The 6,534-nt window shown below is 74.3% G+C and carries 6 protein-coding genes; 5 read left to right on the top strand and 1 reads right to left on the bottom strand.

Translation table 11 applies throughout. The annotated features are described in order from the left end of the window. The first annotated feature begins 193 nt into the window (after positions 1–193). Positions 194–844 carry a YqgE/AlgH family protein gene (locus ACMA1D_RS28045; RefSeq protein ID WP_414726785.1) on the top strand — a complete coding sequence of 217 codons (651 nt, stop codon included), beginning with the start codon at positions 194–196 and terminating at the stop codon, positions 842–844. A 16-nt stretch (positions 845–860) separates the two neighbouring features. Here ACMA1D_RS28045 and ACMA1D_RS28050 read toward each other — a convergent pair whose 3' ends face one another. Beyond that, complete coding sequence (locus ACMA1D_RS28050; protein ID WP_414726786.1) at positions 861–2,063, bottom strand: LysR family transcriptional regulator; 1,203 nt, start codon at positions 2,061–2,063, stop codon at positions 861–863. Positions 2,064–2,169: 106 nt separating this feature from the next. On the opposite strand from ACMA1D_RS28050, the gene ACMA1D_RS28055 reads away from it, so the two are divergent. The 4 genes from ACMA1D_RS28055 to ACMA1D_RS28070 all read left to right on the top strand — a co-directional run bounded on the left by ACMA1D_RS28055 (position 2,170) and on the right by ACMA1D_RS28070 (position 6,401). Next, positions 2,170–3,513, top strand: a complete 1,344-nt coding sequence (locus ACMA1D_RS28055; protein WP_414726787.1) for an MFS transporter — start codon at positions 2,170–2,172, stop codon at positions 3,511–3,513. A 15-nt stretch (positions 3,514–3,528) separates the two neighbouring features. Further along, a complete protein-coding gene (locus ACMA1D_RS28060) occupies positions 3,529–3,837 on the top strand; it encodes a DUF3039 domain-containing protein (RefSeq protein ID WP_414726788.1) in 309 nt (102 codons plus the stop codon). 119 nt (positions 3,838–3,956) lie between these two features. Continuing rightward, positions 3,957–4,349: a hypothetical protein gene (locus ACMA1D_RS28065; protein WP_414726789.1), complete on the top strand. Its 393-nt coding sequence runs from the start codon at positions 3,957–3,959 to the stop codon at positions 4,347–4,349. Between the two features lie 750 nt (positions 4,350–5,099). Beyond that, positions 5,100–6,401, top strand: a complete 1,302-nt coding sequence (locus ACMA1D_RS28070; RefSeq protein ID WP_414726790.1) for an extracellular solute-binding protein — start codon at positions 5,100–5,102, stop codon at positions 6,399–6,401. Positions 6,402–6,534: the final 133 nt, after the last annotated feature.

The following is a 6,534-nucleotide window of genomic DNA, read 5'->3' on the forward strand; positions in this document are numbered from 1 at the left end:
ATGGCCAACGCGAGCCGTTCCGTAAGGCCGATCGGCTCTCGGCCACCGGCCGGGCGCCGCGCCACCACGGCCCGTATTCCCTTCCTTACGTGGTGTGATGTGCGCCGTCGCTGCTGTCGTACGCCCCGCCTGCTCTGCGCCGGGACTTGCTTTCCACCCCCCGTCCCGGCCCGATGTGCGGGATCATGTGCGCATGACGGAGGTGTCCTCGCTCACAGGACGGCTGCTCGTCGCCACACCGGCGCTGGCGGACCCGAACTTCGACCGTGCGGTGGTGCTCCTGCTCGACCACGACGAGGAGGGGTCGCTCGGTGTCGTCCTGAACCGGCCCACCCCGGTCGGCGTCGGCGACATCCTCGAAGCGTGGGCCGCGCTGGCCGGCGAGCCGGGGGTGATCTTCCAGGGCGGGCCGGTCTCGCTCGATTCGGCGCTCGGCGTGGCGGTGGTGCCGGGCGAGCCGGGGGCCGGCGGCCGGCGGGTGACCGGCACCGCCCCGCCGCCCACCGGCGGCGGGACCGCCGCGCCCTCGCGCGCGCGGGTGAGCACCGGCGACCCGATCGGCTGGCGCCGGGTGCACGGCGCGATCGGCCTGGTCGACCTGGAGGCGCCACCCGAACTGCTGGCGCCGGCCGTCGGCTCGCTGCGGATCTTCGCCGGGTACGCGGGCTGGGGCCCGGGCCAACTGGAAGAGGAGCTGGCCGAGGGCGCCTGGTACGTGGTGGAGTCCGAGCCCGGCGACGTCTCCTCGCCCGACCCCGAGCAGTTGTGGCGCTCGGTGCTGCGGCGCCAACGCAGCGAACTGGCGATGGTCGCCACGTACCCGGACGACCCTTCGCTCAACTAGGCGACGCTTCGCCCTGCTAGCGGTCGGTGGCGCAGTGGCCAGCGGCGGCGGGCCAGTTGGCGCTGGTCAGCGCGTAGTACTGGGCCGCTAGGGGGTGGGCGCCGCGGGCCGGGACGGCCAGGCGTACGGCCACCGGCGGTGCGTTCTTCAGCCGTACGAAGCGGATGCCGGGGTGGGTGTGGCGCTGGGCCACCGACTCCGGGGCCACCCCGATGCCGTGGCCCGCGGCCACCGCCTCCAGCCATTCGTCGAAGTTGCCGCTGGTGCAGGCCAGTACGGGGCGGTGGGCCGCGGGCCACAGCTCGGGGCGGGTGGTGCCGGTGACGGTGTTGACCACCAGCGGCAGGCCGGCCAGTTCGTGCCAGTCCAGGACCCGGCGGCGCGCGAGGGCACCGGCCGCCCCCGCGGCGCTGCGCGCCACCGCCGCCACGCGCGCCTCGTGCGCGACCACCCGGCTGCGGATCGTGTCCGGCGGGGCGTCGCCGCGCAGCACCGCCACGTCGCAGTCGCCGGTGTCCAGGCCGGCCAGCGGCGCGTCCCTGCGGACCAGCCGGATGCGGGCGCCGGTCGCGGACTCGAAGGCGGTGTGCAACGCGGCGCAGGCCACCGGCAGGAGCGAGGTGAAGCCGAGGCGCAGCGTGGCGTGCCGGCACGGGGCGCGCAGCGCGTCGCCGAGTCGGGGGAGCAGCACGGCGAGTTCGGCGTAGAGCCGGCGGCCGGCGTCGGTGAGCGCGACCCGGCGCGTGCTGCGCTCCAGGAGCGTGGCGCCCACGGCTTCCTCCAGGCCCCGCACGGTGCGGGTGAGCGCGGGCTGGCCCACGCCGAGCCGGTGTGCGGCGTGCGTGAAGTTCCGTTCCTCGGCCACGGCCACGAACCCCCGCAGGTGCCGCAACTCCACGGCGGGCAGCCCGAGCGCGCCGAGCGGATCGAGGGGGCCGAGCGAGTCGAGCGAGCTGGGCGCGTTGAGCGCGTTGAGCGAGTTGAGGCTGCCGCGTGGGGCCGGCCCTTCGGGCGGGCTGGGCGAGTCGAGCGAGGCGAGTCCGGAAAGTGGGCCCGGCGGGTCGAGCCGGCCGGGCTCGTCGGCGGTCCCGGGCGCCTGCGGGCCGCCGACGAGGGCCTGGCCCGGCGCCGGGGCAGGGGTGTCGTCGCTGGTCAGGTCGGTGGGACCGGCCTCGGCGCGGGGCGCGGGCCCCGGTCGTCGCACTGCTTCGGCACTCATGCTTCCGCAGCATAAATCCTCGGCCGCGGGCATTTCCCGGGCTATTCGGAGAGTGCCTACGCTTCGGCGCCTCACCCACCGATCAACCCGAACGAGGAGAGACACCGTGCGCAAGGTCCTGCTGCTGGCGCTGGGGGCGTTTGCCCTCGGGCTTGACGCCTATGTGATGGCGGGGCTGTTGCCCGTCGTCGCCGACGACCTCGATACGTCCGTGTCGCTGGCCGGCCAGTTGGTCACGGTCTTCACGCTCTCCTACGCGCTGTCCGCGCCGCTGGTGGCCGGCGTGCTGACGGGGGTGCGGCCCCGGCTGGTGATCCTGGTGGCGCTCGGCGTTTTCACGCTGGGCAACGGGCTCACCGCGCTCGCGCCCTCGCTCGGCCTGCTGCTCGCCTCCCGGGTGGTCGCCGGGGCCGGTGCCGGCGTCTACTCCGCGCTGTCCACCGCAGCCGCCTCCGCGCTGGTCCCGCCCGAGCGGCGCGGCCGGGCGCTCGCCCTGGTCATGGGCGGCATGAGCACCGGCACCGTACTCGGCGTGCCGCTCGGCGTACTCCTCGCCGAACAGGCCGGTTGGCGGGCCACGATGGCCCTGCTCACCGGGCTCGGACTGGTCGCCATCGCGGGGCTCGCCGCGCTGTTGCCGGCGGTGCCCGCCGAGCCGCCGGTGCCGGCCCGGGTGCGGCTCGGGGCGCTGGCCGACCCGGCGGTGGCGCCGGTGGTGGCCGTCTCCTTCCTGGCCGCGGTCGCCAGCCTCGGCCTGTACACCTACCTGGCCCCCGTCCTCGCATCGGCCGGCGGCGTCTCGCAGGTCACGCCGTATCTGTGGGCCTGGGGCATCGGTGGCGTGCTGGGCAGCGTGGCGGTCGGGCCGCTGGTGGACCGCACGGGGCGGGTGCGGGCCCTGGTGGTGGCGGTGCTGCTGGCGATCGGCGGCGCGCAGGCGCTGCTGCCGCCGCTGGCCACGGTGCCGCTGCTGCTGGGCCTCGCGCTGGTGGTGTGGGGCGCGGGCGGCTGGGCCCTCCAGGTGCCGCAGCAGCACCAACTGCTCGCCGTACGGGCCGAGCGCGGCACGGTGGCGCTCGCGCTCAACAACTCGGCGCTCTACCTCGGCAGCGCCGTCGGCTCCGCACTCGGCGGCCTCGCGCTCGCCGCGGGCGCACCGGCCTCCGCACTGCCGTGGGGCGCGGCCGGGGTGGTGGGGCTCGGCCTGCTGCTCCAGTTGGCGGTGGCGCGTACGGGGCGTACGGGGCGGCCGGCCGATGGGCCTGCGGCCGGTGGGACCGTCGGGATCGGTGGGACCAGTGCGCTTGACCGGTCTGGCGCGGCGGACGCCTCTGGTACGGCGGGTGGGTCCGGTGCGGCGGATAGGACTGGTACGGCGTGTGCGTCGGGTGTGCAGGCCGGTGGCCCCGGTGCGGTGGACGGCGGCGCGTCGGGCACACCCCAGGCGTGAGTACCCTTGGGCTGCATGAGCACTCCTCTTCAGCCCGAGCCCGAGCGCGGGGCAGGTACCGGCACCCTCGTTGAGCCGACGCCGCAGGTGTCGAACGGCGACGGCGACCACGAGCGCTTCGCCCACTACGTGCAGAAGGACAAGATCATGGAGAGCGCGCTCTCCGGAGCGCCCGTCGTCGCGCTCTGCGGCAAGGTCTGGGTCCCCGGCCGGGACCCGAAGAAGTACCCGGTCTGTCCCATGTGCAAGGAGATCTTCGAGGGCATGGACGCCGGCGGCGACAAGGGCAAGGACGGCAAGGGCGGCAACGGCGGCAAGAAGTAGCGCCCGCCGCCGCCCCACTTCCGCCGGCACGCCGTACGCGCGCCCGGCCCGCACCCCCCACGGGTACGGGCCGGGCGCGCGGTGTTGTGCGGGGCGGCAGCCGCAGTAAGGTCGCTGCCATGAGCGGGCGCGTGGAGCGGGCGGCGTACTTGGTGTTCGGGGCCCGGGAAGTCGATGAGTCCGACGAGGGCACCCCGGCCTTCAGCCAGTTCGACAAGGACTGGGACGCACAGTTGGAACGGTGCGGCAGGCTCGCCGCCGAGCGGGGCTACCAGCCCGTGGGCAGCAGCGTCTTCTCCGTGCTCCAGGCGTCCACGGACCGGCTCCTGGAGTGGGCCGATGATCCCGGCTGCGACGTCGTCCTGGTGGCCAGCCCCCGACTGCTGCGCCGGATGCACGCCGCCTGGCCGGACTGGGACCGGGTGGTGGCCAGACTGGGTGAGGCCGGCGCCCGCCTGGAGGCCGTCCCCTTCCCCGAACCCGCCTACCCGGGCGAACGCTTCCCCGAATAGCCGACGCCGCGGCGCGTCAACCCCGCGCCGGGTAGTCCCGCACCCGGCGCCCCGAACCCCGCGCCCTGCGCCCCGCGTCAAGCACCACGTACGGGTCCATGCCCGACATCGTCCCGGCCTCCGAACGGGTCGCGCGCCGGGCCGTCGCCCGCGTCGGTCTCCTGCCCGAACCCCGCCCGCGACTGACCGCGGTTGACCGCCGGCGCCCGCACCGCGCGGGCCCGCCCGCCCCGCGTCGCGCCGTGCCGGGCGGCTGCCTCGTCCGCACGCGTACCCGGTCCTGACCGGCCGCCGCTGCGGCACCGCCTGCCCCGGAACGAGGTCCGCCGCCGCCCCGCCCGGTGCGCCCGCGCGCCCCGCGGTGCCGCGGCTTCGGCGGCTCAACTGGCCCTTTCCGCGCGCGTGTTGACGTTTGCGGCAGTGCGACCGATGTGGCCGAAGCGTGGCCGGACCGCACCGCCGGCGGTGGCCCGGCGCGGGGTGTCGGGGCCCGCCGTGGGGTCACTGCCCGCGGTCGGCGGCTGGCTGTCCGTTCGCGCTGTTCGCCGCCGCCCTCGGACGGCGGTGCCCGGGCGGGGCGCCGCCGTGCCGCCCGGTGCCCGGGTCCGGGCGGACTCCTTTCCTCCCCGCCGGTCACGAACTGGTCGGGACCTCTTGTACGGCCAGACAACGGCCCTTAACCTCCTGCGTATTGTGCAAAGCGAAACGGGCGTTGCGTATAGCGCAACGCCACTCCGTGGGGGTTTCCGTATGAATGCCTTTGCTCGCATAGCCGCGCCGGTGGCGGCGCTCGTCGCGGCCGGCCTCACCGCCACCGCCTGTGCGCCGTCCACCTCCGACAACGATGCGAAGAAGGACGACAAGAGCGGCACGCTGCGCGTCTGGCTCTTCCAGGAGGTCAACAACGCGCCCAAGCAGAAGGTCGTCGACCAGGCCATCGCCGACTTCCGCAGCAAGAACAAGGACGCTGACGTCGAGGTCACCTACATCCCGGTCGACACCCGGGCGCAGAAGATCAAGGCCGCCTTCAACGACCCGAAGAGCGCCCCCGACCTCATCGAGTACGGCAACACCGACACCGCCGGCTACGTGCGCGACGGTGGACTCGCGGACGTCACCAAGGAGTTCGCCGGCTGGCCGCAGAGCAAGGACACCGACCCGACGGCCAAGGAGTCGGTGACGGTGGGCGGCAAGACCTACGGTTCGCCGTTCTTCGTCGGCGTCCGGGCGCTCTACTACCGCACCGACGTCTTCAAGGACCTCGGCCTCAAGCCGCCGACCACCCAGCAGGAACTGATCAACACCGCCAAGAAGATCCGCTCCGAGCGCTCGGACCTGTACGGGCTCGCGGTCGGCGGCGCGTACACCTACGGCGCGATGCCCTTCATCTGGTCCAACGGCGGCGAACTGGCCACCGAGGAGGGCGGCTCGTACCGCTCGGCCATCGACAGCCCGCAGGCCAAGGCCGGCATCAAGACGTACACCTCGCTCTTCGGCGACGACAACTGCCCGGCCCGCAAGTGCGCCGAGATGGGCGGCAACGACACCGTCCAGACGTTCGCTTCCGGGAAGTCGGCCATGGCCATCGGTGGTGACTTCAACTACCAGGCCATCAAGGAGAGCGACGTCAAGGACAAGTTCGCGGTGGTGCCGCTGCCCGGCAAGAAGGCCGGCGAGATCGCCCCGGCGTTCGCGGGCGGGAACAACATCGGGTTGCTCAAGAGCAGTTCGCACCGCACCCTCGGGCTCTCCCTGATGGAGTCGCTGACCAGCAAGAAGACCCAGAACGCGCTGTTCGACGCGATGGGCTTCCTGCCCACCTACACCGACGTCCGCAAGGAGGTCGCCCAGCGCCAGCCCACCGTCGAGCCGTTCGTGAAGACCCTGGAGGTGGCGAAGTTCGTACCCGCGTCGCCCGGCTGGGCCGCCATCGACGCCGGACTCGTCCTGCCCACGATGTTCCAGCAGGTCGCCAGCGGCCGTAAGGACGTCGACGGGGCCGCGGGCGAGGCGCGCAAGAAGATGGACGACGCCTTCGCCGAAGCGAGCTGAGTGAGGCCCTGATGTCCGCTGACGCCCCCTCCCCGGCCCCCGGTTCCCCGGGCGCCCCCGCCCCGCTCGCCCCGGCCGTCGCCGCCGCCCCCGTGCCCGCCGTGGCCAAGGCGGCGCGGCGCGGCGGGCCGGC

This window comes from Streptomyces sp. 796.1, assembly GCF_047525675.1.
GTDB lineage: Bacteria > Actinomycetota > Actinomycetes > Streptomycetales > Streptomycetaceae > Streptomyces.

What these genes read in the sequence shown, in the direction of transcription:
- ACMA1D_RS28045 (WP_414726785.1), top strand. Translation starts at nt 194, where the DNA reads ATGACGGAGGTGTCCTCGCTCACAGGACGGCTGCTCGTCGCCACACCG.
- ACMA1D_RS28050 (WP_414726786.1), bottom strand. Translation starts at nt 2,063, where the DNA reads ATGAGTGCCGAAGCAGTGCGACGACCGGGGCCCGCGCCCCGCGCCGAG.
- ACMA1D_RS28060 (WP_414726788.1), top strand. Translation starts at nt 3,529, where the DNA reads ATGAGCACTCCTCTTCAGCCCGAGCCCGAGCGCGGGGCAGGTACCGGC.
- ACMA1D_RS28065 (WP_414726789.1), top strand. Translation starts at nt 3,957, where the DNA reads ATGAGCGGGCGCGTGGAGCGGGCGGCGTACTTGGTGTTCGGGGCCCGG.
- ACMA1D_RS28070 (WP_414726790.1), top strand. Translation starts at nt 5,100, where the DNA reads ATGAATGCCTTTGCTCGCATAGCCGCGCCGGTGGCGGCGCTCGTCGCG.